Here is a 1,268-nt window from a genome sequence, read left to right on the forward strand (position 1 = left end):
ACCGGTCGCCGCGTGCGCCCTCCTGCGATCATGACACGTCTCATTCTATAGAAGGTGGGGTGAGGTTCAAGCAATGATCCGATAGGAGGACAACGAAAACACCGTTAACGGGGTTTTCGCGACGAAAGCCCACATGATCGCGCGCTTTTCCCGCACGGAAGGGGGTTCTCGAACCCTGTTGCGGGGATCCCGTATTGGCCGCCCGGGGGGCGCTGGCTAGACTGCCCGGATGACCCTGCATCGTATTCCATTCCCGGGCCTCGTATCGGCCTCCGCGCAGACGCTGCTGCGGGGCGCGGCAGCCGTGCTGGTGCCGGCCTTCGCCTACTGGCTGGCTGCCCGCGTGGGGATGGTCTTCCTCATCGAGCGGGCCGGCGTGAGCCTGCTCTGGCCCGCTGCCGGGGTGGCCCTCGCCCTGGCCTGCCGGTTCGGCCCCCTCGCTGCCGCCGGTGCCGCCCTGGGGGCGCTGGCCGCCCATCTGGAGTCGGGCCACGACCTGACGGCCTCGGTGGCAGTCGCGCTCGGCATGGGCCTGGCGGCGTGGCTCGGTGCGGCGCTCGTCGCCCGGGCACGGATCGGCTTCGCCATGGACCGGCCGTCTGACGTGCTCGGCTTCCTGCTCGCCGGCGCACTGCCGTCCAGCATCGCGAGCTCGCTGTTCGGCGCCGGCGTGCTCTGGCTCGCGGGCATCGCGCGCTGGCCGGGATTCCCCTCGCTGTGGTGGCTTTGCTGGGTTGCGGACCTGATGGGGATCCTCCTGCTCGCGCCGGCGCTGCTGGTGTCGCGGCCGCGGGGGCTCGGCCGGCGCGGCTGGCTGGAGGCGGGGGTGATCGCCGTGCTGACGCTGCTCGCCGCCGTGGTGGTCTACGGCGAGTGGCTGCCGCCGGACGCCATGCTCGGGCGGCCGCTGTCCTACCTGATCTTCCCGCTGGTGATCTGGGCGGCGATGCGCCTGGGGCCGGCGCTCACGGTGTGGCTGCTGCTGTTCCACGCCGCCATCGCCGCGGGCTTCACCGCCATGGACTCGGGGCCCTTCGCCCACGGTGCGCTGAGCCAGGAGTTGCTGGCCCTGCACGCCCACCTCGCCATGGTCAGCCTCACCGGGCTGCTGCTCGCCGCCTCCATCGCCGGGCGCCGTCAGGCCGAGGAGCGTGCCCGGGCCTATCTCGACGAGCTCGCCCACGCCGGTCGGGTCAGTGCGATGGGGGAGATGGCGGCGGGGCTGGCCCACGAGCTCAACCAGCCGCTGTGCGCCATTGCCACCTACG

At 71.9% G+C, this 1,268-nt stretch carries 1 protein-coding gene; it reads left to right on the forward strand.

The window, feature by feature from the left end:
• Positions 1-229: 229 nt before the first annotated feature.
• Positions 230-1,268 (forward strand): MASE1 domain-containing protein (locus G7A99_RS25405; protein WP_305792316.1); only part of this gene is annotated, 1,039 nt, incomplete at its 3' end.

This window comes from Arhodomonas sp. KWT, assembly GCF_010993615.1.